This is a genomic window from Brevundimonas sp. UBA5866, assembly GCF_002432125.1.
Taxonomy (GTDB): domain Bacteria; phylum Pseudomonadota; class Alphaproteobacteria; order Caulobacterales; family Caulobacteraceae; genus Brevundimonas.
This window is the reverse complement of sequence record NZ_DJFS01000050.1, coordinates 1-293: the sequence shown is the minus strand read 5'-3', so window position 1 is coordinate 293 and position 293 is coordinate 1. Positions and strand designations below refer to the sequence as shown.

The 293-nt window shown below is 68.6% G+C and carries 1 pseudogene; it reads left to right on the top strand.

The window, feature by feature from the left end:
- A pseudogene (locus tag B3H86_RS05725) lies at nt 1–293 on the top strand (TolC family protein); the annotation flags it as partial.

The window sequence follows — 293 nt, the reverse complement described above, 5'->3', positions numbered from 1 at the left end:
CCCGCCCTGCAACGCGCGGCACAGGCCAATGTCGCGCTGGCCGAAGCGCGCCGCGCCGAGGCGGGCGAGCTGGAAAGCGTCAATCTGGTCCGCGCCTATTTCGGGCAGGTACTGGCGGCAGAGGCGCTAAAGGTGGCCATCGACACCCGCGACGGGTTCGACCTGCACTTACGCAATGCCCGCCGGATGGAGGCCGAGGGCGTTCTGGCCCACGCGCAGGTCCTTCAGGTCGAGGTGGCCCGCGACACGGCCCAGCGTCAGGTAAACCGCGCCGAGGTCGAATACGAAAATGC